This is a genomic window from Mobiluncus curtisii ATCC 43063 (assembly GCF_000196535.1).
GTDB lineage: Bacteria > Actinomycetota > Actinomycetes > Actinomycetales > Actinomycetaceae > Mobiluncus > Mobiluncus curtisii.
The window spans coordinates 72,500-97,351 of record NC_014246.1 but is presented as its reverse complement, the minus strand read 5'-3'; the positions used below and the strand labels follow the sequence as shown (position 1 = coordinate 97,351).

Genomic DNA, 24,852 nt, shown 5'->3' with positions numbered 1-24,852 from the left:
GCGCAGGTCAAGAAGCGGTGTTTGAACCACCGTTGATGCCGTTGGTAATCAGCTGCAGCAAATCCGCGACTAACGCCGGGCCCTGTTCAATATGCTCCGGGTCAGTGTCGAAGCGCGGGTGCACGACCGACCAGGCTTCAGTGCGGGTGGCTGCCACAACGAAGCGGGACCGTTCCTGACCAGCAGTCTTTTTCTCCAGGTAGGCTTGCCGTTCCTGGGGGTCAGCGGGGGCATCTGCCATGTCCGCGGCGGTCAACATGGCGTTCGTTTCATAGAGCACCGCCACGCCTTCGATTTCGTCGCTCCACACCACGCGCCCCAGCTGTTTTAAGAAATCTAAACCGTCATCGTTGGGCAGCTGGAAAGGCAATGCAGTCAACGATTCCGGATCTGACTCGGCGGTATCACGCATCGCGTTGACCAGCTCATCCGGAGCATGTCCGGTCAGCATTTGGGCGGCATCCCCGGTCTTGTGCAGAGTAAAGAGCTGACCTGTTTGCAGGTCTGTCAGTGGTTCGGCATGGGCGTCAATCTCCCACACTACCCGCACAATAGCGGGAATCTCAGCCGGGACGGGAACCTGTTCAGACGCGGGGGGTACGGATTCTTCCCCGGTCGGGGTCGGGCGGGAGTCCCCATCGGGAGTAAATGACATCCCCATTACGGTCCCGCCGGGAAAATTCGTTAAAGGATTGCTTGACTCACTCATGATTTCCATTATCCCATCAAAAGTTGAAACTTCGGGGAATCACTCAGGTGAGCGGTCACAGTGGACGAAAAATGTCCCGAATGGAAGAACACCGAGGTTTTGTGGAAAGATGGCACTTGAGTACCCGATTTGAAACTGAGGTGTTAAGTGAGTACAGGGCATCCCTCCAACGGTTCATTCTTTGGCAACATTTTTGCCGGTCCTCCGGGGGGTGTTTCGCGTGGTCCGGGCGGGATGCAGCCGCCCCGTATGCCACGTCCCGCTGCCGGGGGAACGAATTCCGCTCCGCAGGGTGGAAACAAGACATTGGGCATGGTCGTCGCGATTATCGCGGTGCTTATCGCCGTGGTAGGTGTCATGTCCAAAGTTTGGGCAGAACTGGCTTGGTATCAGCAGCTGGGTCGCATTTCCGTGGTGTTGACAGCCTGGGGGTGGCGCATTGGTCTGGTGGTCGTGGCAATGTTGTTGGCGGCCGCGGTGACATGGGTGAACTTGATGATTGCGGCACAGGCGAGTCCCGATGCTTCGCAACGCGGCAAAGCTAAGAAACGTCGCAACGCGGAACGCAAGATGGACGCGGCGAAACGCCAAGCGCAGCGTAACGGTAAAAAAACTAACCCAGATACCGGTAAGCAGGAAAAGCCAGACTCGCAGAGTGATGAAACTCTCTACCCAGGCGAACAGTCAACGGACCGTAAAGGTGCCGACAAGCCTGCTGACTCGGAAAAAATTATTGACTTGGATGCTGAGTTTGAAACGGTCTTTGACACGGCTGATTTGGAGGAGGAATTCCGGCGTGCTACCCGCCGCTCCGAGCGTCCCGCGGTGGCAGCCCTGCACGATACTCTGCAGCCGTGGCGTAAATTCCTGATTGTGGTGCTGCCGCTGGTGGTGGGTCTGATGGTCGCCACCCCGTTGATTTCGCAGTGGGAGTTGTTCGCGGCATGGTTCCACCGGAGTAACTTTGGGGTCAAGGATCCCATCTTCGCTCGCGATTCGTCATTCTTTGTGTTCTCTCTGCCAGTATTTTCCGAGTTGACCACCCTGCTGTTCTATGTGGTGGTGGCTGCCGGAATGTTTACCCTGGGTCGCTACTATCTGCAAGGTAACTTGTCCACGAAGATTGCTGAAATCCCCAACCGCACCCGGATTCATATTTCGGTGTTGCTGGCTATCCTGGCTGCCATCATCGGTCTGCGCTACTACCTGGATCGGTTCGTGCTGCTGCTGGGCACGCACGACAAATTCTCCGGGGCGTCCTATACCGATATTCATGCCGTCCTGCCAGCCAAGAACATCTTGGTAGGGATTTCCTTGGTCATCGCGGTATTGTTCATCATCGGTGCATTTCGGAAGTCTTGGGTCATTCCCGCCACCGGGGTCGGTGTCATGGTGCTGTCATCAGTGCTGGTGGGTGGGCTATACCCGTGGCTGGTGCAGCGGTTCCAGGTCGATCCTTCCGCGCAGGAACTTGAAGCGCCCTACATCTCGAACAACATCAAAGCGACTCGTGACGCCTTTGGAATCGCTGACGTAAAGGAAGAAACCTATAAAGCGACCACGGAGGCGACTGCCGGTCAGCTCCGGTCGGACAGCGAGTCTACCGCCTCGATTCGTCTGTTGGACCCTTCGGTGGTGTCCCGCACTTTTGGCCAGATGGAACAGAACCGGCAGTACTATCGTTTTGCCTCCAACCTGGCGGTAGATCGCTACACGATTGACGGCAAGGCACAAGACACCGTGATTGCGGTTCGCGAGCTGGATACGAACCAGCTGGGCGATTCTCAAAAGTCCTGGGTCAACCAGCATACGGTGTTCACTCACGGTTTCGGGGTCGTTACTGCCTACGGTTCCAAGGTTGAAGGGGACGGTTCTCCGGCGTTTTGGGAAAAAGGTATCCCTTCCCAAGGCGAGTTGGGTGAGTATGAACCGCGGATTTACTTTGGTCAGTTCTCGCCGGATTATTCCATCGTGGGGGCGCCAAAGGGCGCGCCGAAACGCGAGTTTGATTACCCTTCGGATGTAACTCAGGACAAGGGCGTGAACAACACCTTTACGGGTAAAGGCGGACCCAGCGTGGGTAACCTGTGGGAGAGGCTGATGTATGCCCTCAAGTTCCGTTCGTCTGAAATCTTCTTTTCTCAACAGGTCAATAAATCATCCCAAATCCTGTTTTATCGTTCTCCCGAAGAACGCGTGGCGAAAGTCGCCCCATACCTGACATTGGATTCGCGGGCTTATCCCGCGGTCGTGGACATGGACGGCGACCCGAAAACCCCGAAACGGGTGGTATGGATTGTTGACGGTTACACGACCTCGAACTCCTACCCGTATTCAAACCACATGGATTTGAACACTTCTATCTCTGATTCGCGCAACATTGGCTACGGCTACCAAGTCATGAATAACGTGAACTATATGCGCAACTCGGTGAAAGCCGTGGTTGATGCCTACGACGGTTCGGTCCATCTGTACCAGTGGGACGCGAAAGACCCCATCGTCAACGCTTGGAGTAACGTGTTCCCCGGTCAGATTGAGCCGCTGAGTTCGGTTTCTGGCGATTTGATGGCGCACTTTAAGTATCCTGAGGACCTGTTCAAAGTGCAGCGAAACCTCATTGCGCGCTACCACACGACCGACCCGCGTTCGTTCTATTCCGGTTCGGACTTCTGGAAGCTGCCTGATGACCCGACTCACGAGGGTTCCCAAACCGTCTCGTCAGCGCTGCAGCCTCCCTACTATCTGACTATGAAAGCCCCCGGTCAGGAATCGACCGAGTTCTCACTGTACTCGACCTATATTCCTTACGGACAATCGGACCGAAACGTGTTGACCGGGTATTTGACGGTGGACTCGGAAACGGGATCAGAGCCCGGCAAGATTCGTGACGGGTATGGCAAGCTACGGCTGCTGTCCTTGCCCTCGGACCTGGCAGTTCCCGGTCCGGGTCAGGTGTCCAACAAGTTCAAGACCACCGATACGGTCTCGCAGACCTTGAACCTGCTGTCCCAGCAATCTACCGAAGTTGTTCGTGGTAACCTGCTGACTTTGCCAGTCGGCGGGGGGCTGCTGTATGTCCAGCCGGTGTATGTGCAGGGTAATTCGGGTACGTCCTATCCGCTGCTGCGTTTCGTGCTGACATCTTTCGGTGACAAGATTGGTTTCGCCCCGACGCTGCAGGCTTCCCTGGATCAGCTATTTGGCGGTGACGCCGGGGTACAGACTTCTGAAAATGACGTGCCGGGAGCTTCCGGTGCGGATGGTGAGCAGAGCCCTGCCGAACCGAATTTGACGCCGCAACAGCAGCTCCAGGCGGCTCTGAACGGCGCATGGAAGGCCATGGATGATGCGGACGCGGCTATGAAGGCAGGCGATTGGGAAGCCTACGGTAAGGCTCAAACCGAGCTAAAGCAACAGCTGCAGCTGGCTTTGACCTTCGATGGCGGGGCGCCGTTGCCTTCGGACGCGACGCAGCCGGCAAATCCCGGAGATACCCCTAGCGTCCAGCCAACTGCTCAGCCCAGCGGCGCAGCGACCCCGGCGGCTAGCCCCAAGGTGAAAGCCTCTGCGGCCAGTCCCAAGGCGAAATCCACCGCGGCAGCCAGCGCCCGTCCACAACCCCGGAAATCCGCTAGCTGACGCGGGAGGGTCGACTGCGGAAAGTCCCCAAGTCGAGGTGAAAATCGCTGGTCTGAGAAACCGTCAGTCGACCCGGAAAGTGCCGCAACGGGCTTGTGACCTCGACTCGTGACGCCCGCCAAGTTGAGGTAAAACCTCAGAACTGGTAAAGTGTACGGGTCGCTTGACGCGGGGTGGAGCAGCTCGGTAGCTCGCCGGGCTCATAACCCGGAGGTCGTCGGTTCAAATCCGGCCCCCGCTACTGTTCCACGGTCCCTGGAAGCATTCGCTTCCAGGGACTTTGCTATTTCTACGGTGTCTTCGGGCATGAGTTCTGAGAGTGGAACTTCTAGGATGGCAGCCGTCTTTGCTAGCTCGGTGACTGTCCAAGTTACCTTGCCTGAAATCTTGCGCGAGACTGTTGCTCTAGTAAGTCCAAGCAACTTACCAAGTTGCGGTTGATTAATATCACGGCGGTACATCCAAAATCGGATAAGTTCACCGACCCGCTGGTCAACGGTCTGTGCGCTCATAGGAGCAGCTATCACTGAATTCATAGGTTCATACTGACACATGATTGCAAATCATGCAACATCAACACGCTTGACAACACATAATTATCAGTATATTCTCAGTCATATAGTTACAGTAAACGTAACAATGAGAGGTTTTTATGGGTGAGGTACTGAGTCCTAAGCAAGCTGCCAAGCTTCTGAAAGTGACCACCGGAACAATCTACCGGTGGATAAGCGAGGGGAAGCTTGCTTACACGAGACTTCCATCTGGCTATTACAGAATCCCGGCTTCTGAGATTTCTCGTATTCTTACCCCCACCCCAGCGACCGAGAACACCAGTGCTGAAGTGGTCGATGATGTTGAAACCGAGTCTGACAATGCGGTGTTTCCTCCGGAGTTGTTTTAGGGGGTGGCTCGGTGAGTATTCAGGCGATGACGTGGGCGTTCGGAATTCAGAATTTGAAGCCTTTGGACAAGTTGGTTTTGGTATCTCTTGCTGACCAGGCTAACGATGAGGGGCTGTGTCATCCCTCTATTGATACTTTGGCGCGTATGGCTTCAACTTCTGTGCGGAGTGTGAAGCGGTCGGTTGCTTTTTTGAAGGGTAATGGTTTTCTGGAAGTCGTGCATCGGTCGAGTCAGGATGGCCGTTTGCCTAATGGCTACCGGCTTTTTGTCGGTGTAGAGATTTCGTTGGGAATAAACCAAAGGGCCAATTTGGCACTTAGCGAAACAGAGCCTGTGGATAACTTGGACGAAAACGGGACTTTTCGTTGCGAACAAACCAAAGGGTCAGATTGGCACTTAGCGGATTCTGAGAGTTCGCAAAGTGCCAACGTTGGCACTTTGCCTCCTTTAAACAACCCCAATTTAAATTCCATACCAACCACTGAACCTTACGTTATGTGCGACCAGGGTGGTTTGGTTGGTGTGGATGGGTTGGAAAAATCTTCGTCCGAGGGGGCGGGGGAGGTGGCTCCGGATTGGGGGTTGATTCGAGCTTGTTTGCCATCGGTGATGATGGGGGTTTTGCCGGATTCGGCGGCGCAGGTGGTGTCGGGGCTGCTGCACGAAGCGTTGGGTGCGGGGTGGAGTGAGCGTGAGATTCTGAAGCGTTTAGCGGCTAATGCTTTTCCCTCTGAGGTGCGTAACGGTGCGGGGTTGGTGATTTATCGGTTGCGTGATGTGTTGGCGGCTCCGGTGCCGGGCAGTGTGGCTCCGGTGGTGGCGCAGAAGCAGCGTAAGCGTGATGAGTGGGGTCGGGCGGAGGTTTCCGCGATTCTTGAAGGGCGGTCAAAGCTTGATTTGACTGCTCAGGAGAATGTTATGTCTACGTTTTTGTGTGGCCATTTCGGGTGTATGCCGGATCAGTCTGAGGCGAGTGTTATTACTGCCAAGTTGGGTGAGATTACCGAGGCTTTGTATGCCAAGGCTGATGCTGAGCGGGTGAAGCGTCGGGTACGAGAGGTGAGAGTTGGTGTTCCTTGATGTGTTGCCGAAGTTTTTGGCTTGCCTCGTTTCCAAAACGTTTATCGACGGTTCGGGATTTCGCATTGCGGGAAAGTCAAAGATTTCGGTTCCGGGGTGGGTGCTAGATTCACAATTGCGGGGCGTTTGGCCTCGTTTGGTTAGGAATCTAGCACCCAGGGAAGGGAAATAACGGAAGGAAAAATCATGATTATTAACAAGGTTGCAGCTGCGGGGTTTGCTGGGTTGCTGTTGGTTGCTGGTCTGGCTGGTTGTGCTCAGCAGTCTCAAGAGGAAAAGGCGTTGAAAACCTTGGAAGATGCTGGGTTGTACAAGGAAAAGGACTATGGGAAGGCTACTCCGAAAGACTATGACGCGGCATATGAAAAGCTCGTTGCTGCCGATAAGGAGTTGAAGCAGTTGGTTGAGGAGGCTACTGAGCTAAAGACCGAATGTGAGGCATTGCAGTATCAAGCCTATAGCGCTTCTGCTTGCCACGAATTGCTGTACTGGAAACCTACGTCACAGCTAGACCCCAAGACCGATATAACCGGGGAAACTCCCGAGGAGATTGCTTCGGTTATTGATTCTCTCGGTTATAGGCAGAGGGAGTTCTCGCGCGATATTGAGAAGTTGAATAAAGATATGGATGCCGTTAGGCAAGAAATGGCTGATATGAGCCAATGATGGTTTTCCCCGTCCCAGGGAGGGGGCGGGGTTTGTTGGTTCCGACCGGATTCCAGGATGGTGTGTTCGGTCGGGAATGAATGAAAGGTTTTGAACGATGAGTAAGAATGCTAAACATCGTGTTGAAACACATTATCTGGCAAAGATTGGTGCGGGTGCGGCTGGGTGCGCGTCTGTCTTGGCGATGGGGATGCCTATGGCGGCAATGGCTGCACCGGGTGACCCGGTTACGCCCAAGTCGGATTCTTCTTCGACCCAGCCGGTTACACCGGCTCCTGAGGATCCGGGTACAACCCCGGTGACACCTGACCCGGTAACACCGGGCGAATTCACTCCTGCTGAGCCTGTACAGCCTGCGGAACCGGTTAAGCCTGCCGAGCCGGTTAAGCCTGCCGAGCCGGTTAAGCCTGCGGAACCTGTGCAACCTGCGGAACCGGTTAAGCCTGCCGAGCCGGTTAAGCCTGCCGAGCCGGTTAAGCCTGCGGAACCTGTGCAACCTGCGGAACCGGTTAAGCCTGCCGAGCCGGTGGTTCCGGCGCATCCTTCTGTTCCGGTGGTGGTTCCTCAGATTCCGGTTACGCCGAGTTCGTCTGGGTTGGGGTTGCCATCTTTCCGTGTGGTTCCTCTAACGCCGGTGGGTCCCAAGTCGAAAGCATCGCTGCCTGAAGATGTTGTGTTGCGTCCGAGTGTGACTGCTCCTGCGCCGTTGGTGGCTGGGGTTAGTGAGGCTGCACCGAAGACCCCTGGTAAGGCTGTCTACGGGCGTGCTGGCAAGGCTGGCGTGGCCAGCAAGTCCGGCAAGGCTGGCATTGCCAGCACGGCTGGTAAGCAGGATGTTGCTCCTGAGTTGGCTCAGACTGGGTCGGTTGCTGAGACTGCTGCTGTATGGGCTGCTGGATTCATGGCTGTGGGTGCCGTGCTGATGTTGCGCGCTCGTCGGTTGACGAAAGGAGAGTGAGCATGGGTGGCGGTGACATGCTTGGCCAGGCTCTTCAGCTGTTTACTAAATTCGCTATCATCGGTGGAGGTTTGTGGACAGTGTGGGGCGTTATCAATCTTGCGGGTGGCCTGAAAGACCAGAATGGGCCGCAAACTCAGTCAGGGATGTGGCAGGCGATTGGTGGCGGCATGATTGTGGCTGCTGCTGCCCTGTTTTCCGCCGTGGCGATTTAGAGGTTCCTTGATATGGCTTTGGAAGTCAAGGTATTCCGGGAAATCACTGATTATCAGGCCAAAGTGATTTTCGGGCTGTCGTGGCGGCAGGCCGGCACACTGCTCGTGGCGATTCCTGTACTGGGTGGAGTGTACGCGGGGTTTTTCCTCGCGGGCCTCCAAGACCTGGGGGTTGTCGTTGTGTCGGTGTTGATGGTGCCTGCCGCCGCGTTTGGCTGGGTGCGTCCGATGGGTATTCCTTTCGAGAAATATGTGGGATATTTTTGGGCGTTTCGCCAAGGTCGGAAGTTCTTTACTTTCTCAAAGGTTGACTTGAAAGATTTGGATGGTGAAAAGCGAAATGAAGACGAAATCAAAGAGGCCAAAGCGCTCCCCAGGCGGGGACGCAGGGCACGCAAGAAGTTCGCGGCGTTCGAGTCAACGAACTGAGAGGGGTCGTAGCGGGAAGCTACATCGCCCTAAAGTATCTGTACAGTCAAAGATCCAGTACGAGGCGTTGGCCGAGTCTGGGCTGTGTTGGCTGGGTGGTAATAGGTACTCGGTGACGTTGAGACTGTCTGATATTGATTACCAGTTGGCCACGCAAGACGTACAGGAAGGCATTATTGAGAAGTATGCCCACTTCCTAAACTCTCATCTGTCTGGTCAGCATGTTCAGGTTACGGTGCTTAACCGGGTGTTGAATAAGGAAAGGCTGGCTCGTGACGTGCAGTTGTCCCCGCGTGGGGATGGATATGATGCGCAGCGAGGCGAGTATAACGATTTGATTGTGCAGCGCTTACAGAATGGGCGCAACAACGTGATTACCGAGAAGTATGTGACGTTAACGGTGGAGGCTCCGACTTTGGAGGAGGCTAAGACGGTGCTTTCTCGTATCGCGGCGGAGGACGCGGCTGCTTTGCATGAGGTTGGTGGGTGTCACGCCGTCCAGTTGAATGGTGAGGAGCGGGCGCGACTGTTGCAGCATTTCCTTCGTCCGGGTGCTGAGACTGATTTCAAGTATGAGGAGTTGCTAGCTCAGGCAGCCACCACCAAGGACTTCGTTTCGCCCTGGTCGATTGACACGTCTAGCCGGGAATATATCGGGTTAGGTTCTGTGCGGACCAGCTATTGGCAGGTTTTGGTATTGCGGAAGTTGCCTCCGTGGATGAGCGACAGAGTACTGAAAGAGCTGTCTGAAATCCCGGTAGATTTGACGGTGAGCCTGCATATTGACCCGCTGGATCAGTCCGAGGGGCTGAAGCTTGTGAAACGTCAGATTGCGTCTATGGATATGCAGCGTGGCACTGAGCAGCGAAAACTTATCAAGCAGGGATTGACCTATGACCTGCTACCTCATGAGCTGCAAGCCTCGTATGACGAGGCGGTGGATTTGCGTACCCAGCTGGAACAATCGAACGAAAAATTGTTCGAAACCACGATTGTGGTGGGTGTGGCCGGGGAAACGGTTGAGGAAATGCATGAGAACGTGAAACGGGTCATGCGTGTGGCTGGTAAACACTCTTGCCAGCTGGAAGTGTTGCGTTATATGCAGCTTGACGCGCTTAACGCGTTGTTGCCGTTGGGTGTGTGCAAGTTACCGATTTCTAGGATGCTGACTACTGCGGTAGCGGCGGTCATGGTGCCGTTTACGACCCAGGAAATCATGCAACCGGGCGGACTGTTTTACGGGATTAATGCTTTGAGTAAGAACCTGATTGTGGCTGACCGTAGGGAGGGAATGAACTCTAACGGGTTCATTTTGGGTACGACCGGCTCGGGTAAGTCTCAGTTCGCTAAGTTTGAAATGGAGCAGCTGTTTCTGCGTCGTCCTAATGATGAGATTTTGATTATTGATCCGGAGCGGGAGTATCCGCCTCTTGCTGCTGAGTTGGGTGCGACCAGGGTGGTTATCTCGGCTGGAAGCCAGGACTGTCTAAACCCGCTGGATTTGGATAAAACCACGAAACGTGAGGAGGGTAATCCTGTCAATGAAAAATGCACTTTTGTCACGTCTATCTGCGAAGTGTTGCTGGGGGGTAATGATGGGCTGAGTGCCGCGAAGCGTTCCATTATTGACCGTGCGGCGCAAAAGATTTACCGCGCCTATTGGGCAGACCCTACCGCTATGCCTCCGACCCTGGCTACGCTTTACGAGCAGTTGCGTCAGGAGCCTGAAGCTGACGCGGCAGAAATCGCCACTGGTCTAGAGCTGTATGCGTCGGGTTCAGCTGCGGGATTTGCTCAGCAAACAAATGTAGACCGGGCTAACCGGGTCACTGTCTATGACATTGCCGACCTTTCTAAGGATTTGCAGACTTTCGGGATGATGGTGGTGTTGGAGGAAATCTGGGCGCGGATTGTGAAAAACAAGGCCGAAGGTCGACGCACTTGGCTGTATATTGACGAGTTTCACCTGCTTTTCGCTAACGAGTATGCGGCTTCTTATACGCAAGGGATTTATAAGCGGGTGCGTAAATATGGTGCTGCTGCGACGGGTATCACCCAAAATATTGAGGAGCTGCTGGCTAACGAACGTGCAAGGCTGATGCTTTCCAACTCTGACGGCCTGTTTCTGTTGAACCAGCAGTCTACAGATGCTGATGCTTTGACCGACTTGTTGAAGCTGTCAGTGCAGCAGCGGGGATACTTCACTAACGTTCAGCCTGGCTGTGGATTGTTCAAGACGGGTGAAGCGGTCGTGCCGTTCGATAACACGATGGATACCAATTCGCACCTGTACAAGGTGTTCTCAACGAAATTCGAGGAAACTTATGTTGGATGATGATTTGCGTGAAGAAAATCTATACCTGATTGCTTCGGGTCAAGACCCCTCGGAAGAGCTGTTGGAGGAAATCCGGAAGCATCCGGCTTGCTATCCCAAGCTGGATGCTTGGGCGGAGTATGTGGAAAAAACCGGCACGAAAATCGAGCCGCCGCCACCACCAGCTATGGAAGCACCTGTTGAAGTTGAGGATCCGGGTGTAGATGACGTGACTGCCCCACCATCGGAGCCGACGGGACACAAGAGGGGATTGTTGCGTAGCAAGAATGTCGAGAGTGGGGCGCCTCTGCCGGTAAAGAACCAACGGATGATATTCGCGGTTGCTGGTATTGCAGGAGTTCTTCTCGTCGGGGCTGTTATCAGTGTGGTTGTTCTGCAAGCAGGTTCCGGTAATGCTAAGGCTGCTCCCACACCGGCTAAGACGGTCACGGCTCAGCCTGTTGTTGAGAAGGCACTGACCGTTAGCGGGGATGGGTTTGTGTGCAGCGCTAAGGGGAAAACGGTAACTTGCCTGGGCCAGAACAATCTTGGCCAGCTGGGGGACGGAGGCCCTTCAACGAACCACACGGGCAAAATTAGTCTCGTGAAGCCGGTAAAACTGTTGAGTAGTGGCGCGGATTTCGTGTGCGCGTCCTCAGGCAAGGGCGTGACCTGTTGGGGCGACAACCGTTGGAAACAGTCAGGGGATAACGTGAATCCAACAATCGCACCGACAGAGGTTTCAGCTTTGCACGGTAAAACGGTTGTGTCCCTGGCTTCTGGGGAACTGCATACCTGCGCAATCACCTCAGAAAAGAAGCTTTACTGTTGGGGTAGTGGTTTCTCCGGCCAGCTGGGGGACGGCAAGGAAGGCGAAAAGGCATCAGGCGTTAAAGAGATGCCTTTGCCGGAGGGCCAAATACCTCTCAGTGTTACGTCTTCGCGGTTCGGGTCATGCGTGACCATGAAATCTGGCAAGACGTTTTGTTGGGGTTCAAATGAAGGGAATCGTATAGCGGAAGGTGAGGCGCAGTACCTTGGCATGACCGAGATGGGGGTCGAGAACGATGCCGACTCAGGTACGCAAAACTAGCGTTTATCATTCCACCGCCGATACACGGTTTTTTAACGAGAGTAATGTGCGTCACGGTATCAGGGTTGATACTCGCCAGTCCGGGCATCTCTCTTTTGGGTCGGGGTTTTCCTTGCATCGTGCCCAAGGTAGAGCCTTTGGGCGGCAGGAATTTAATAAAGGGTTCAGAGGAAAAAGGTTCGGGATTAAACCAAGAAGAAGCAGGGGATTGCGGGTCTGGAATGAGGCAAATAATCCTGGCAAGCTTGCGGGTGTTGGCACCAGATTTCTGTCTGAGAATGCTACAGATGATTCCACCGAGGCTCTAGGGCGAACTATCGAGGCCGAAACGGGCCGAGCTAGCATCGCCGGTGTGAGAAAAGTCGGGGGTAGCAAGGTAGGAAAAGTTTCTGGCTATGTGGTGAAACAGTCTCGGAATAGAGCCGAGAGACTCACTGTTCATGCAGGTAAACAGGGGGCGTCCCTAGCTATGCGTTCAGCTGCTCTGGCGGCACGTTCGGCGGCTCGAGTGATTCAGGCGGTGGCGGCGGTATTGAGCGCAGCCGTGAGCATTATTTCTTCCTTACCGATTGTTTTAGCTGTGTTGGCAATTGTGGTTGTGGTGGTGGCGATTATTTCGTTCATATTCCCTAGTGCGGGCGCGGTTTCGGCGGCTTCGAGCTTGTGCGGAGGCGACGAAACGCAAATATCGGCTGCGTCCTTTCCGGATGGAACAACGGGGGCAAATATTAGTGATTCTGTTCCTGCGGGGGGCAGTAGCGTGTTTGACGGACATTTTCAGCCCCCTCTAAAAGGGGCGTTAACGGTCAGCTCAGGGTTTAATCCCGCCAGGCGTAACCCGGTTGATGGTGTTGTTAGATCTCATGATGGAGTCGACCTTCCTGCGCCGGGTGGAACGCCTATCTATGCGGCAGGGCCGGGGAAAGTCGTTAATGCTGGCGACGGTGGTACTTGCGGGAATTGGGTCAGGATTCAGCATCCGAGCGTGGGCGGCACATCATATTTGACCCAGTATTGTCATATGTCTGTGGTAGAGGCGTATGTCGGTCAGCAGGTCTTAGCTGGCCAGGAAATCGGTAAAGTCGGTTCTACGGGTCGCAGTACCGGTAATCATTTGCATTTCGGGCTAAAAGTTAACGGTAAATATGTCAATCCCTATCCTGTGATAGCCAACGGGACTATTCCCACCACTTACGCGGCAGCTATCGGCTCGGAAGCGTGTGCCGGTGCTTATGGGGGCTTGTCGCCGTCGAATGGCAAAGCAATGAGTAAAAAATTTCCACCGGAATCTATGACTGTGCCGGACAAGCGTATTTCCGGGGCAAAAATTACCCCGCGTTTGGCCAAACTTCGAGACGCGCTCATGGCGCAACCCAACCTTATCGGTAAAGCTAGAAACGACTTTCAATGCTGGGACGCACACCCTCAGAATCCGTCGTCAGACCATAGCCGAGGTAGGGCCTGTGACCTGCCATTTGTGTGGTACGAACAGGCTACCGGGAAAGACCTGGCCGACGGGAACAACATTGCTCGCTGGCTGATTGCCCACCAAGAGGAATACGGGGTGAAATATGTGATTTGGCAAGCCCAGATTTACTATTCGTCCACTGGCAAATGGCAACCATACTCGAACAGTGGGTCTGTTATTGCCGGACATCGTGACCATGTTCATGTTTCCGTCTATTGAGGGAGGATAAACCATGTTTCCAGGCAGTGATGCTCTCGCTCAGGGCTTGTACACCATGTTTAAGTTCATTTTCAGCCCTGACCTGGCGGGAGGAATTACAGACCTTCAAAAGACCATTGCGACGTTTAACGTCGCTGCTTACGGGCTTGCGGGTGATATTAACTCGACCATAATCAAACCGATAGCGGCAGTAGTTTTAGCCATTATTTTAGTTTTAGAGCTGGCCAGAATTTCCTCTAGGTTTGACGGGGATCAAAAGCTTGCCGTGCAGCAGGTGGCCACGGCCATGATTAAAGCTGTTCTGGTCATTATTGCTATCCAGAATGTGGATTTGATTCTGGGAGCAATCAACCAGGTAGGAGACAATGCCATTAGTGCTGTTGCCGCGCCTGGCTCATTATCGAGCAGTCAAAGCTACCCCTCTGTGCAGGAAATTCAGCAGGCAGATTTGCCCTCTCAGCTGTTTACTGGTGGGCTGCTGATAATCCCGTGGCTCCTAGCTTTAATTGCTGGCATTATCCTCAAGGTCATTGTGTTTGTGCGGTTCGCGGAAATCTATGTGCTCTCCGCTGCTGCTACCTTGCCTTTAGTGTTCATGGCCCACCCTGAAACGAAAAGCATCGCGGTGGGATACTTGAAAAAATATGCTGCCGCAGTTCTGCAAGGCCTAATGATTATTATCATGGTCAAAGTGTTTGCAGAGTTCAAAAAAGCCTGTCTTGGTGGGGGAGGCTCAAGTATCTCGGGGAGTGACTTACTTGGTACCACGCTAAACGCGGTACCCAGCATGGCTCTGAGTTCAGTCGTGTTCCTGTTCCTTATCATCGCTTCGGGCAGGCTCGCACGTGCTTTGGTCGGTGAGTAAAGATTCTTCTGGTTCGCCAGGCTCCCAATCAACCTCAATATCCCCGTCTTCTTCAGCCAGCGAGGCTGGCGTTGCGGGCATTGCCAGCGAGGCTGGCATGGTGGGCGTGTAGGTGTAGTTTTCGGTGAAGCTAGGGGCTGGTAGCTTCTTGGAGCGGAAGGGTCGCACACCGCGCAAAATGTAGATGCATTCGCCCCCTGGCAGTCGGCCTAGCTCGTCAGCTGTGAGTAGTTCACGTCCGAGTTTGCGTTGGGATTGAGAGAATGACCCGGTACGGCCTTTAGACTGGCTGGTTTCCTCGCTCATGATGGTTTGTTTCCCGAGTACTTTAGAAATGTATTCGGTGGTGGATTTCTCGTTACCGCCCAGGAATAGCAGACTATCGCAGTTGCCCACGATGGTTTCCCAGTCGTCTTTGTACATCGCTTTGCCTTGGGAATAGTTTTGCATGATGATTGCGGTCGAGATACCGCGACTGCGCATGACCGCGATTTTACGTTCAAAGCTGGGCATTTTGCCGATGTTAGCGAACTCGTCCATGAAGCATTGCACTTGGAATTTGAGTCGGCCGGTTTCGTTGTGGTCGGCCAGGTATAGGTTCGTTTCGAATAGCTGCTCATAAAAAATTGATGCTATGAAGTTGAAGGCGGCGTGAGTGTCGGGAATGACCAGGAATAGGGCAGTTTTCTCGGTTCCGATTTTGTCCAGCCCTATCGTGTCTGCGGCCAAGAGTTTGCGCATCTGTGCCATGTGTAGCGGAGCCATGCGCACGCCTAGCGAGATAATGACAGATTTTTTCGTTTCTCCCGCGCCTTGCAGGTAGGTGTTGTATTGGGCGGCGGCAAAACGCAGCCCATCAATTCCGGATACCGCCTCGCTGCCCCAATCTGCGGGGTCAGCGTCATATTCCGCAATCTTTTCGTTTACCGCCTCAAAAATGAGGTCTATATCGCTTTCAGCGTTTTCGTCTTCCTCGCTGGCTTGCATCCGAGCCAATAGATCCACCACGTCCACTAGGGAGCCTTCCCCGCCTTGAGTGAAATATACATAAGAAATCAGTGCGTTGAGTAAGGCGCGTTCGGCTTTTTCCCAAAACCCGTCCCCGCTGGTGGGTTTTTGGCCGTTCGTGTTCGTAATAAAGTTTTCGGTCAGGACTGTGCAGTCCACTTCGGCCTGGTGGGGGTTGAAGTAGGCGAGGGGGTTGAACTGGTCGGACTGGGCAAAATCTACCAGGTTGAAAACCCGGATACGGTACCCGGCATTTTTTAGGCTCTGTCCGGTGAGGCGTAACAGTTCACCTTTCGGGTCGGTGATAGCGAAAGAGGTGTTGGCTTGAGCGAGGTTCGGCATCACGAAGTACCTCGACTTGCCCGAACCGGAAGAACCAATCACTAGCGCGTTCAGGTTACGTTGTGTTTTTCTGGAATCCAGGGATAATGCTTCGCTGCCGGTAAACAGCAGTTGGTTACGTTTGTCCTTATCCGTAAATGGTTTCATGTCTGACGGCTTAGCCCACTGGGCTGAGCCGTGTTCTTCCCCAACACGTTGGCTCATTTTCCCCACATTGTGATACGCCCAGACCAGAAACATCAGCACTATCGCGCCGAGCCCTGCTCCGAGGTCGGCCGTGTACATTGACACGTGCAGAGGGGAGTGAAAGTCGTCCAGGACGTGATCTTGGACGAACGCTAGACCTTTATTCCAAGTGGTGCGGACTTGAAACGCTATCTTGTTGGCTGCCCAGAATGCGGCCAGCCCAAGAAAAGCGATAAACACTCTACGAGCTGTATTCACGGTTGTATTCTCCTTGTCTCTTGTGTTGCGTGCTGCGCCTGTGGGCTGCTGCGTGTGCCTCGATTTTCGCGTTGGCTAGCTCGGCCAACGATTTCGCTAGTTCTTGGCGCGTCTGCGGCGGTTTCCGACTCTCCCGAACGTCCTGGCTGGCATTGCTGTCATCGCTGGCAAGGCTGGCAATGCCGGTGTTGCTGGCGGGTGCCTCGGCCTGTATCGTCTGTGTGTTCGCGTCTTCGAGCGGTGCCGGACGTTCTTCCAGAACAACAGGCGGATGGTTCTTGACCCAGGTCAGAAATTCTGCCAACTCGGTTGGGGTATTTGTTGCCAGAATCAGGTTCGGGGTGGACAACACCGCTGCCTGATCCTGGTCAAGCCCCAGGCGGCGCAGAGCGGGATCAATCTGGCCGGGGTCGTTTTGCTCGACTTCCAGAGCAAAACCGAAATTTCCAAGCTCTCGCCTGGCCAACACTTCCGCCTTGGCCGTGCGGGTGAGGATGTGAATCCTAATAGCCATTTGCCTGCGCCCATTCCTCATAAATATCGAACGCTACATGCTCAGCATCCAGGTAAGGGAACCCGTCTTTCGTGGCCATTTCTCCCATACACAAAACTTTCATGCCTGTAGCGATACGCTCTGAATGCAGGAAACGCGCCAACCCGCCCTCGGTCCAAACCAGCGTGTTCACCGGGTCATATCCAGGTAAATCTGCTTTCACACTAAATGTCAGCAAGTTATCGCTTTCACGAACCGCGCCGACAATCTCCCCATATATTGCGGCTCTCATTACCTTGCTCCCTTCCTTCTCAAAGTTTCACAGCCGGTTTGGGTGTGACACCCTTTGTGGCTTTCGCTGTGCGAGCTTTCTTTTTCGCTGGGGCTTTTGCTTTGGCTTCTTTCTTATCTTGAGCGCGTTTTTCTATGTCTTTTTTCAGGTCTTGGCGGGTTTGTGGTTTGCTCAGCTTCGCTTGTACCTGTTTGAGCGCGTGCTTCATGGTGTCCGCGTCCTTACCCTGAATTTGCACATAATAGTTGCCGTCTTGGGCTTTATCTATGGCAAAATCGACCCCGCGTTTCTTCAATTCGTGCTGTATTCCCTTCAACATTTCGGGTGGGATTTCTATGGCGTGTAGCCCGTCGTTCGTTTTTCGCTGTAGCGCTTTCACGGTCATTTTTCCGTGCTCTGGTTGCCCTGGAAGTCCTGGAATTTTCTCTATTGCTTTTGTGGCTGCTTTCAGCGAAGTGGTCACGGTTTTATGTGTGAGCTTTGTGCCAGCGTTGAAAGCAACCCGGACTCCTTGCTGGCTGACATCAATCAGAATACGCTCAACCTTTTCTCCGGCTTCGTCTGTGAGTTGGCTCATTTCTTTCTCCTATCGAATTTTTTTCTGTTTCCGGTTGTCTTTTTCTTGTTCCTTGATTGCTGTGCGTAGCACCCGGGCTTTCCTGGTCGCGTTTTCAACTTCGATGTCTTCGCCCAGGTATGGGGCTTGTAAGTCGTCTCGACGTTGTTTTTCAATCAGTGCGCTTTCCAGCTGTTTCAGGGTGGTTGCCAGTTCTTCTCGTAGCCCGGAAATGAATGCCTGTTTATCCGGTGCTTTTTCGTATTCGAGGCGCAGCCCGTCTAGGGCGGCTTCTTCTCTCACGTCCTCGATTTTTTTAGCGATGACTGCCCGGTATCGCTCCCGAGCGGTGTTGCTGTCTAATCCGATAGGAACTGTGGTGCGTGCCGGTGCTGACTGGCGGACAGGATCAAGACGGGAAAACCAGTTGTAGAGTTCCGCTGCTGTGGTAGGTTCGGCAAGCTGACCGAAAGAGTCAGTCATGCGTCCTTCCCAGTTGTCTGGGAGGTACATCCGGAAGTGTGTCCCGTGGTCGTTTATCTGATGATTGAACACAACGATGTAACGTTTACGCCTATGCCCTGGCACCTGCACTCGATAGCGTTGCTCGTCTAGCACTTTCACCATTGAAGGCTGCACTATGTATTCTGAAAGGTTCTGCCTCCCGATCCGAGACATGAGAGCTGACTCGCTGTATGCCACGCCCAAAGTTTTGCCACGAATCTCCCGGCTAAAAATCTTTGGAGCCGCGTACAAGAGTTGTCCGCCTTTGAAATGGACTGAAATGCCCATCTCTCCAAGGTTGTCAGTGAAGGCCTCCCACGAGTAGGAATTGCGTACCGCTTCGTCTATAAACAGTTCGAGTTGCGCCTTTTTCGAGCGACCGTGCGCTCGCGCATGTAGCTCAGTCGTGGGTACATTTTCTCCGGGATTTTCGATAATGGACAAGCCGTGTTTACGGCATAGCTCGTCTGATATTTCTCTTATCTCAAAGTATCTTCGCTTCGGACAGCGGAAGTGTTTCAACGTGTTTCGGTTCACGGAATGAAAAATGATGTGGTTATGGATGTGGTCTTTGTCCACGTGGGTTGCCACCACATAGTCGTATTCTCCGTGTGTAATGGCTTCGACGAGTTCCACGCCGATGTCGTGTGCTAGGTTCTGTGTTACTTCGCCGGGTTTGAAGGATTGGATGACATGGAAAGCAAGCACAGTTCCGTAGCTCCCGGTCGTGTGCGCGTTCTCGGCTTTCTCGTGAATCTCCCGAAAAGCGATATACACCGAGTTAGCCAAGTGTGGGATGCCGCAGTTAGATGAAGTGAGGATGCCGCCGTTGGTTTTCTTCGGATCAACAACGTACTCAATCGCTGCTTTCAGCGTTGAGCGTATCTGGCCAATCTTCGTTACCGCCATAGTCTTTGTCATCCTCCAAGCGTTCAATAACTGCTTGAACTTCTGACATGAGCCGGAAAGTTTCCTCAACCATTGCATAGGTGGCAATATCGTTAGTATTTGCCTGCCTAGCAATCTGGTTGATGTTGTTTCCTATCGGCGCGATTAGCCTGGTGAGAATTTCCGATAGCGCACGCGACGAAGAAACTCTGACTTTACCGTTTGTCAGAAGTACCCGAGCAAATCGAGAGAAATTAGTTTGCTCGACGGCGTGCATCCGCGACGCTATCATGTCCCATTCCCCAGGCGAAACATAGGTTTTCCGAACCACGCTCCGCCCGTTCCTCCCGGCATCTCGTGGAACGTCCACGGTGCCTCCTTAAAGGGTTTGGGTATTCACTTGTGATACCCAACCAGCATACAGCAGAAAAGCGGTACTGTGTCAAGCGACACGGTACCGCTCTGCTATGCTGGCTACCAAAATAAAATATGAGAATACGGCAAGTTTTACTTGTCCTCTTTTCAGCCGCTCAGGGCAGCGATGCTGCCCTGAGCTTGCGCCCAGGAAAACCTGGGCGCAATAGACGGAGGCGCGCTACGCGCGCCCGTTCCTTTTCTGCTAAGATTGAACTTGCGAAATCTTGAACCGTCGGGTTAGGACAATCCGATGGAATACCAAACAAAAAAGGCTCGGCGTACCGCCGACCAAATCCTCTTTGCTGAACAGGAAAAGCTTGAGCAAAAGAAACGCGCCCTACGCTCTTTTGAAAAGCTACTTTCCCGATTCGAGAAAATCTCAACCGAGATTATCGAGGCTCGTGATGAACTCGAAGCAGCCGGGATGGCTCGCGCCAACATCATCGACGCTTTCCAGCTCGACCCCGTAGCCACCAAGCTACTAAAAACCACAACCAAGAAAACCACCCCAGCCAAGACCGAAACGGAAACCGTACCCGAAACAAACACAACGACCGAGACCAATCCTGACTGGCAAGACAACTGAAGGAGGTGAAATGTATGGCACTGGAACTTGAAAAAATCTTTCCTGATCTCTTTACTGGAATGACCACTGAGGAAATACAACGCGAAAATGACCTCTGGGCTAACCAATGGCTGGAAGGCTGGCAACCGGATAGGGAACAAGTGAAGCTCGGCCTGATGCGTCGCCACGGTGAACTCACTATGGACGAATTCATTAAAGCGGTCGTTAAGGACGCAGAGGAAAAATACTCATGAGATTCTTCTCTGACCCCTGGGACAGCTACTTCATCCGTGACACCCGAAAAAATCTGATTCCAACGTTAAAAAACAAGTTGGGTATCCACGACTTCTACATCCTGAGCAAAGCTGAGTACGCGATTACTTATGAGCGAATGTCGGAGATACTTTTTGATGACCGTCACGACTATAAGACCTTCGACGCGAGTCACGTCAAGACAATCCATGCCCACCTCTTTCAAGACATCTACAAATGGGCAGGAAAATACCGCACGGTCGAAATATCGAAAAAGAATAACGGAACTATCCATAGTTTTGCTCCTAAAAAGCTCATCGATACCTACCTAGAGCGCGTATCCGAAACAGTCAAGACCACGGACTGGGCGCACATTTCTCGCCAGGCTTTTGTGGAACAAATCTCAAAGGTGTTTGCCTACCTCAATCAGGCACACCCATTTCGAGAAGGGAACGGGAGAACCGCTCGTGTTTTCCTGATGCAAGTAGCGGAACTCTCACCCTTCGAACTAAGAATTTCCCGCATAGACGATAAAAAAGAGTGGAACCTGGCCTCAGCCGAATCCGCACCCCTTCCTGGAACCTTCGAGCCACGTCCCGAAGCCATGCACAAAATCATGGAAGGATACACTTTCCAGCGAGAAATTCCTGGACAAAATCTTCAAACTCCCGACATTGAAACAAAACCCCCGCAGACAAGACAGGACTTGGCAGAGTCAGTGTCCGAACGGGTAAAGACGAAAATCCAGGCTCGACAATCCAAAACGGAATCACAACCTAGGCGGGATAGAAAACCACCCACAAGATAAAGCGTCCTCTTTGAAAACATCATAAAAATCCCTAAGATCACAACGCCCTTCTGAAGTGAGGCACTGTACCGAGTCCGGAAGACACTACCTAACCCCTCGATTGGCTGGGGTAGATTCATTTTTGCGCTGGGGGAGTTTGAGGGGGTGCCGCGCTTGGCACCCCCTCATGACCGTGCTAAACGCGGCTTCTGGTGGGAGTTGGCAAAAACGCTGAGAGGAAGGACGAATCGGTACGGTAGAATGTTCTTATCACTGTGCAACTTGATTTTCGTGAGGTGAGTGCAATGACGGATGTTAAGCCTTGGAGTTTTACAATCGAATTTGACGCTGCGAAGGCTGCACGTAACGGTTACGATGTTGACACCCTGTATGAGTGTGTGGATAAGAACGTGCAGCGCTACGGTCTAACCCGTTTGGATCGGGGCACATGGAAAGCCAACGAGAGTAAAAAGGTGGAATCTCAATGCCTCTCTTTGTTGATGCTTTCCAAGCAGAAATGGGTCATGCAGAACTTGCACTCACTTACTGCCTACGAGCGCAGCACCGACCCCATAGACATAATTGCAGCTCTAAGGAAACGCAACCCAGAACGCGTCTATGCATAGGCTGTTGACCGCATGGATGAGCAAAATCGGAGGCTGCGGTTCGCGTTCCATTTCGACCTAGCCGAAGCTAAGTTGAAGGAACGCTATCCATCGGAGTCGGCTACTGGATACAAACAGGCCTGGGCGGATATTCGCTCATTCCTGGAAGCAAACGGTTTCACTCATACACAGTACTCAGGGTATGAATCTGTTGAACCTATGACTTATTTTGACGCTTACAACATACTGGACAATTTACAAGACCAGTTTTCGTGGTTCCAACCTTGTGCGCAAGGTGCGACGCTGACTGAAATCGGAGAGCGTTACGATGTGCTGGAGTACCTGAGGGCACAGACAGTGGATCACCGTGCAATGCCTGAAAAAGCTCTACAGAGTGACGCGCCTGGTGTTCCGCAGTCCCGTGAGGATGTTGCCAAGAGTATCGCGGAAGCAGTCAAGGTGAAACTTGAGGAAAGAAAGTCGAAAGGTAAACCGTCACCTGACCGGGGTAAAAAGCGTCCTTCAAGATAGAATCCTTCTCATTCAAACGTCCTAAAACTTGTCCCACATTCGCAACGCCCTTCTGAGGCGAGGAACTGTACTGAGTTCGGAAGACACTACCTAACCCCTCGATTGGTTGGGGTAGATTCATTTTTGCGCTGGGGGAGTTTGAGGGGGTGCCGCGCTTGGCACCCCCTCATTCGTAGTTGGTTGGCTGGTTGTCACTGTCGCCGTGGCTTCGGTTTCCGTTCTCGTTGTGTTGCTTCTTGTGTAGGTTTGGCAGTGTCCATTGGTTTACCGAATCTTTCCTCATAGATTTTTGCTAGAGCTTCGTCTACCTGGTCGGCTGGCATTGTTTCTACGGTCTGCTTAATCTTGTCGGGACGGAAACCGCTCCATTGATCTCCCTCGCCGGTGCGTACAATCGGGGCTTGCATCAGTCCTTCTGCTTTAAACGCTTCAATAGCCTCAGGGCTGAGCGTGGTCAAGTCCACAAGCTTGAACTTGACCCCGGCTTTCTGTAAGGCTCGGGCGGTCATTTTGCATCCCATACAGTTGGGTGCGGAATATATTGTTAAAACCTCAGTATCAGTCATTGTCTGTATCCTTCTTTTCGTTGGGCGGGTTGGTAAATTTCGCGGTTTGTATCCCGTTTTCGTCCTCTACGATTTCAGCGACTATGACTTTTTCCTTGCTGGTCTTTCCTTTACGGCTGACTTTCACGGTTTTTCCGGTTTCCAGTCCTTTGCCACGGATTGCCCACTCGTCGCCTTCCAGGCGGGTGAAAACGATACGGCCGTCATTCACTAGGTCATCTGGGCTGGTGCGCGGCCACTCGAATGTTGCGGTTTGTATCCCGTCCTCGTTCACGTCCAAAATCTTCGTGACGATAACTTCCTTTGTGCCGCCATCTTTTACACTAACGGTGGCGGTTTCTCCCTGTACCAAGTTCATGCCGGTAACAACGTAGTCGCCGTTATCAAGGCCGTGGAAGTACACTTGACAGTCCGAGTAGTCAATATCTGGGTGTGGTTCAGCCACCCAGTCAAACTCGGCGGTCATTATGCCGTCGTCTTCGCTCAAGATTTTCCCGACAATCACCTGGCGCACGGTGCCGTTTTTGGAAGTGACTTCAACCTGTTCACCCGGAAGCAGCGTGCTGCCAACAATGGCGAAAGTGTCATCATCAAGTTTCCGGAAAAACACGCCACCTTCATCAAGTGCGCCGGATTCAAATTCATCATTCATTACTGTTCTCCTTAATTTGTGTTGGGCATTATCCCCGTCGGGATACTGCCGGTTTCGATTGGTTGATAATGCTTGCCGCCGTTGTAAGCGGCTTCGGATTGAATCACGGCGCTTTCTAGGCTCGCCGCTGCCCAGGCAGATAGTGAGCCGGAAAAGCCGTTAGTGAGGTCGCGCAGGTATGCGGCGCGTACCCGCCCCATCAGTTCACCGCTCAACCGAATGGTGAACTTTGTGTCAGTCTTGCCAGCGGTGCTGGTATGGCTGGCGTGGCTGGTAATGCCGGTGTTGCTGGTGTTGCCAGCATTGCCAGCAATTACGGGGTCTGTTACTGCGGCCTTGCGCAGTCCGGCCAGTGCGGCAGGATCAGGTGTCTTCATGCGTCCTCCAATTGCTTTGCGAGTTCGGTAATGACTGCGGTCGTTTGTTCGTCGCTTGCCGGGATTGGTTCGTGACGAGTCGCGGCTGCGGCGATAGCTTCCCGCTCTGGTATTGAGACATCAAATAGGTAGTTGCCGAAATATTCGCGGAGCTTGTCTGCCCAGGCGCGCCGGTCGGTACGGTCTGGCCGGTAGGCATTCAGCACGATTCCTGCCAGGGTCAAGCGTGGATTGTAGTGGCTGCGGATTGTGGCAATGGTGGACACCATCTCGCTTACGCCGTCCACCGACGTTTCTCTTGCCTGGGTAACAATCAACGCCTTATCGGCCGCCACAAGCGCGTTAGTGGTTAGCATTCCGATTGCAGGGGGACAATCAATAATTATGTGGCCGTAGTCTTCTCTAAGTTCCTCAGTCACTGTAGCCAGTCTGGTTTCCCTTCCCAGAGATGTGTCGGATTCCCGTGAGGCCAAGAGCCTGTCAGCAGGAAGTAAATCAAGGCTCCACGATTCTTTGATATTTAGGATTGCTCCACGAGCGACTGATCCCGCCGAGCCAGTTGCCACCGCAGCCAAGACATCATTAAGGGTGAAATCTCCCGGTTTTATCTCAACGCCTAAAGTGGTGGTCGCGTTGCCCTGCGGGTCGCAGTCCACCAACAGATTCGGCTTGCCAGTCGGGCTTTTCATTCTGACGGCGAGATTCGTGGCGAGCGTGGTTTTTCCCACCCCACCTTTCTGATTACAGATAGCCAGTATCATCAGACGGTGCTCCTTCCGCTCATTACACGGTCAAGCTCTGCCAGTTCTGCCTCAAGGATTGGCTGAAGTCCTCGGACTTCAGCCAGTCGGGCTTCCCGGTAGAGTGCAAACAACTCCGGGTTGTCGACTTTATCCAGTTGCCAGTCGCAGGCGTAGCACCAAGCTTCCCAAGTGCTCACTTCAACATCACGGCTTCCGCAGTGAGGGCATTTCTTTACAAATGCTTCTTGTGTTGATTCATTCATCTGTTTTCT

The 24,852-nt window shown here is 53.2% G+C and carries 29 protein-coding genes, 1 tRNA gene and 1 pseudogene; 18 read left to right on the top strand and 13 right to left on the bottom strand.

Annotation, left to right across the window (positions count from 1 at the left end; genetic code table 11):
* Window positions 1–7: 7 nt before the first annotated feature.
* A complete protein-coding gene (locus HMPREF0573_RS00455) occupies window positions 8–709 on the bottom strand; it encodes a hypothetical protein (RefSeq protein WP_236589574.1) in 702 nt (233 codons plus the stop codon).
* Between the two features lie 312 nt (window positions 710–1,021).
* Between HMPREF0573_RS00455 and HMPREF0573_RS00450 the strand changes: the two genes are divergently transcribed.
* Complete coding sequence (locus HMPREF0573_RS00450; protein WP_013188578.1) at window positions 1,022–4,348, top strand: UPF0182 family membrane protein; 3,327 nt, start codon at window positions 1,022–1,024, stop codon at window positions 4,346–4,348.
* 167 nt (window positions 4,349–4,515) lie between these two features.
* A tRNA-Met gene (locus tag HMPREF0573_RS00445) sits at window positions 4,516–4,589 on the top strand.
* On the opposite strand, the gene HMPREF0573_RS10070 is transcribed toward HMPREF0573_RS00445, so the two are convergent.
* Window positions 4,549–4,809 carry a helix-turn-helix domain-containing protein gene (locus HMPREF0573_RS10070; RefSeq protein WP_420835176.1) on the bottom strand — a complete coding sequence of 87 codons (261 nt, stop codon included), beginning with the start codon at window positions 4,807–4,809 and terminating at the stop codon, window positions 4,549–4,551. The genes HMPREF0573_RS00445 and HMPREF0573_RS10070 overlap by 41 nt on opposite strands.
* 191 nt (window positions 4,810–5,000) lie before the next feature.
* Here HMPREF0573_RS10070 and HMPREF0573_RS00440 point away from each other — a divergent pair, with 191 nt between their 5' ends.
* The 11 genes and pseudogenes from HMPREF0573_RS00440 (at window position 5,001) to HMPREF0573_RS00395 (ending at window position 14,558) form a co-directional block, all read left to right on the top strand.
* A complete protein-coding gene (locus HMPREF0573_RS00440; protein WP_013188577.1) occupies window positions 5,001–5,249 on the top strand; it encodes a MerR family transcriptional regulator in 249 nt (82 codons plus the stop codon).
* A gap of 26 nt (window positions 5,250–5,275) precedes the next feature.
* Window positions 5,276–5,401: pseudogene (locus HMPREF0573_RS10065) on the top strand (helix-turn-helix domain-containing protein); the annotation flags it as partial.
* Window positions 5,402–5,746: 345 nt separating this feature from the next.
* Window positions 5,747–6,331 (top strand): hypothetical protein, encoded by a 585-nt coding sequence (locus tag HMPREF0573_RS09855; protein ID WP_236589793.1) that lies wholly within the window; start codon window positions 5,747–5,749, stop codon window positions 6,329–6,331.
* A 186-nt stretch (window positions 6,332–6,517) separates the two neighbouring features.
* Window positions 6,518–6,997 (top strand): prefoldin subunit alpha, encoded by a 480-nt coding sequence (locus HMPREF0573_RS00430; protein WP_013188574.1) that lies wholly within the window; start codon window positions 6,518–6,520, stop codon window positions 6,995–6,997.
* Between the two features lie 97 nt (window positions 6,998–7,094).
* Window positions 7,095–7,955 carry a hypothetical protein gene (locus tag HMPREF0573_RS10005; protein WP_049776686.1) on the top strand — a complete coding sequence of 287 codons (861 nt, stop codon included), beginning with the start codon at window positions 7,095–7,097 and terminating at the stop codon, window positions 7,953–7,955.
* 2 nt (window positions 7,956–7,957) lie between these two features.
* Entirely contained in the window at window positions 7,958–8,170 is a 213-nt protein-coding gene (locus HMPREF0573_RS00420) for a hypothetical protein (RefSeq protein ID WP_013188573.1), read from the top strand.
* A gap of 12 nt (window positions 8,171–8,182) precedes the next feature.
* A complete protein-coding gene (locus HMPREF0573_RS00415) occupies window positions 8,183–8,599 on the top strand; it encodes a PrgI family protein (protein WP_013188572.1) in 417 nt (138 codons plus the stop codon).
* Entirely contained in the window at window positions 8,496–10,934 is a 2,439-nt protein-coding gene (locus HMPREF0573_RS00410; protein ID WP_041797841.1) for a VirB4-like conjugal transfer ATPase, CD1110 family, read from the top strand. Before HMPREF0573_RS00415 ends, HMPREF0573_RS00410 begins: the two co-directional genes overlap by 104 nt.
* A complete protein-coding gene (locus HMPREF0573_RS00405) occupies window positions 10,924–12,006 on the top strand; it encodes an RCC1 domain-containing protein (protein WP_013188570.1) in 1,083 nt (360 codons plus the stop codon). The genes HMPREF0573_RS00410 and HMPREF0573_RS00405 overlap by 11 nt, the downstream gene beginning before the upstream one ends.
* Window positions 12,007–12,358: 352 nt before the next feature.
* Window positions 12,359–13,693, top strand: a complete 1,335-nt coding sequence (locus HMPREF0573_RS09360; protein WP_169311386.1) for a M23 family metallopeptidase — start codon at window positions 12,359–12,361, stop codon at window positions 13,691–13,693.
* Window positions 13,694–13,706: 13 nt separating this feature from the next.
* Window positions 13,707–14,558 carry a VirB6/TrbL-like conjugal transfer protein, CD1112 family gene (locus HMPREF0573_RS00395; RefSeq protein ID WP_013188568.1) on the top strand — a complete coding sequence of 284 codons (852 nt, stop codon included), beginning with the start codon at window positions 13,707–13,709 and terminating at the stop codon, window positions 14,556–14,558.
* Here the strand turns inward: HMPREF0573_RS00395 and HMPREF0573_RS00390 are convergent.
* The 6 genes from HMPREF0573_RS00390 to HMPREF0573_RS00365 are packed head-to-tail and all read right to left on the bottom strand — an operon-like array spanning window position 14,493 to window position 19,455.
* Complete coding sequence (locus HMPREF0573_RS00390) at window positions 14,493–16,352, bottom strand: VirD4-like conjugal transfer protein, CD1115 family (RefSeq protein ID WP_112668461.1); 1,860 nt, start codon at window positions 16,350–16,352, stop codon at window positions 14,493–14,495. The genes HMPREF0573_RS00395 and HMPREF0573_RS00390 overlap by 66 nt on opposite strands.
* Window positions 16,336–16,866 (bottom strand): hypothetical protein, encoded by a 531-nt coding sequence (locus HMPREF0573_RS00385; RefSeq protein ID WP_013188566.1) that lies wholly within the window; start codon window positions 16,864–16,866, stop codon window positions 16,336–16,338. Before HMPREF0573_RS00385 ends, HMPREF0573_RS00390 begins: the two co-directional genes overlap by 17 nt.
* Complete coding sequence (locus HMPREF0573_RS00380; protein ID WP_013188565.1) at window positions 16,856–17,137, bottom strand: hypothetical protein; 282 nt, start codon at window positions 17,135–17,137, stop codon at window positions 16,856–16,858. The genes HMPREF0573_RS00385 and HMPREF0573_RS00380 overlap by 11 nt, the downstream gene beginning before the upstream one ends.
* Window positions 17,138–17,156: 19 nt before the next feature.
* Complete coding sequence (locus tag HMPREF0573_RS00375) at window positions 17,157–17,714, bottom strand: PcfB family protein (RefSeq protein WP_013188564.1); 558 nt, start codon at window positions 17,712–17,714, stop codon at window positions 17,157–17,159.
* 9 nt (window positions 17,715–17,723) lie between these two features.
* Window positions 17,724–19,118: a relaxase/mobilization nuclease domain-containing protein gene (locus tag HMPREF0573_RS09355; protein WP_169311385.1), complete on the bottom strand. Its 1,395-nt coding sequence runs from the start codon at window positions 19,116–19,118 to the stop codon at window positions 17,724–17,726.
* Entirely contained in the window at window positions 19,054–19,455 is a 402-nt protein-coding gene (locus HMPREF0573_RS00365) for a MobC family plasmid mobilization relaxosome protein (protein WP_041797840.1), read from the bottom strand. The genes HMPREF0573_RS09355 and HMPREF0573_RS00365 overlap by 65 nt, the downstream gene beginning before the upstream one ends.
* A gap of 297 nt (window positions 19,456–19,752) precedes the next feature.
* On the opposite strand from HMPREF0573_RS00365, the gene HMPREF0573_RS00360 reads away from it, so the two are divergent.
* The 5 genes from HMPREF0573_RS00360 to HMPREF0573_RS09350 all read left to right on the top strand — a co-directional run bounded on the left by HMPREF0573_RS00360 (window position 19,753) and on the right by HMPREF0573_RS09350 (window position 22,242).
* Window positions 19,753–20,088: a hypothetical protein gene (locus HMPREF0573_RS00360; RefSeq protein ID WP_013188562.1), complete on the top strand. Its 336-nt coding sequence runs from the start codon at window positions 19,753–19,755 to the stop codon at window positions 20,086–20,088.
* A 14-nt stretch (window positions 20,089–20,102) separates the two neighbouring features.
* The gene (locus HMPREF0573_RS00355; RefSeq protein WP_013188561.1) at window positions 20,103–20,321 is read left to right on the top strand and encodes a hypothetical protein; all 219 of its coding nucleotides are present in this window, start codon (window positions 20,103–20,105) and stop codon (window positions 20,319–20,321) included.
* Window positions 20,318–21,127: a Fic/DOC family protein gene (locus HMPREF0573_RS00350; RefSeq protein WP_013188560.1), complete on the top strand. Its 810-nt coding sequence runs from the start codon at window positions 20,318–20,320 to the stop codon at window positions 21,125–21,127. The genes HMPREF0573_RS00355 and HMPREF0573_RS00350 overlap by 4 nt, the downstream gene beginning before the upstream one ends.
* 284 nt (window positions 21,128–21,411) lie before the next feature.
* Window positions 21,412–21,732 carry a hypothetical protein gene (locus HMPREF0573_RS00345; RefSeq protein WP_013188559.1) on the top strand — a complete coding sequence of 107 codons (321 nt, stop codon included), beginning with the start codon at window positions 21,412–21,414 and terminating at the stop codon, window positions 21,730–21,732.
* 12 nt (window positions 21,733–21,744) lie between these two features.
* Entirely contained in the window at window positions 21,745–22,242 is a 498-nt protein-coding gene (locus HMPREF0573_RS09350; protein WP_013188558.1) for a hypothetical protein, read from the top strand.
* A gap of 191 nt (window positions 22,243–22,433) precedes the next feature.
* Here HMPREF0573_RS09350 and HMPREF0573_RS10040 read toward each other — a convergent pair whose 3' ends face one another.
* The 5 genes from HMPREF0573_RS10040 to HMPREF0573_RS00315 are packed head-to-tail and all read right to left on the bottom strand — an operon-like array spanning window position 22,434 to window position 24,843.
* Window positions 22,434–22,808, bottom strand: a complete 375-nt coding sequence (locus HMPREF0573_RS10040) for a glutaredoxin domain-containing protein (RefSeq protein ID WP_013188557.1) — start codon at window positions 22,806–22,808, stop codon at window positions 22,434–22,436.
* Complete coding sequence (locus HMPREF0573_RS00330; RefSeq protein ID WP_013188556.1) at window positions 22,801–23,460, bottom strand: hypothetical protein; 660 nt, start codon at window positions 23,458–23,460, stop codon at window positions 22,801–22,803. The genes HMPREF0573_RS10040 and HMPREF0573_RS00330 overlap by 8 nt, the downstream gene beginning before the upstream one ends.
* Before the next feature lie 11 nt (window positions 23,461–23,471).
* On the bottom strand, window positions 23,472–23,837 hold the full coding sequence (locus tag HMPREF0573_RS00325) for a hypothetical protein (protein ID WP_013188555.1): 366 nt from the start codon (window positions 23,835–23,837) through the stop codon (window positions 23,472–23,474).
* The gene (locus tag HMPREF0573_RS00320) at window positions 23,834–24,598 is read right to left on the bottom strand and encodes a ParA family protein (protein ID WP_013188554.1); all 765 of its coding nucleotides are present in this window, start codon (window positions 24,596–24,598) and stop codon (window positions 23,834–23,836) included. Before HMPREF0573_RS00320 ends, HMPREF0573_RS00325 begins: the two co-directional genes overlap by 4 nt.
* Window positions 24,598–24,843 carry a hypothetical protein gene (locus HMPREF0573_RS00315; RefSeq protein WP_013188553.1) on the bottom strand — a complete coding sequence of 82 codons (246 nt, stop codon included), beginning with the start codon at window positions 24,841–24,843 and terminating at the stop codon, window positions 24,598–24,600. The genes HMPREF0573_RS00320 and HMPREF0573_RS00315 overlap by 1 nt, the downstream gene beginning before the upstream one ends.
* Window positions 24,844–24,852: the final 9 nt, after the last annotated feature.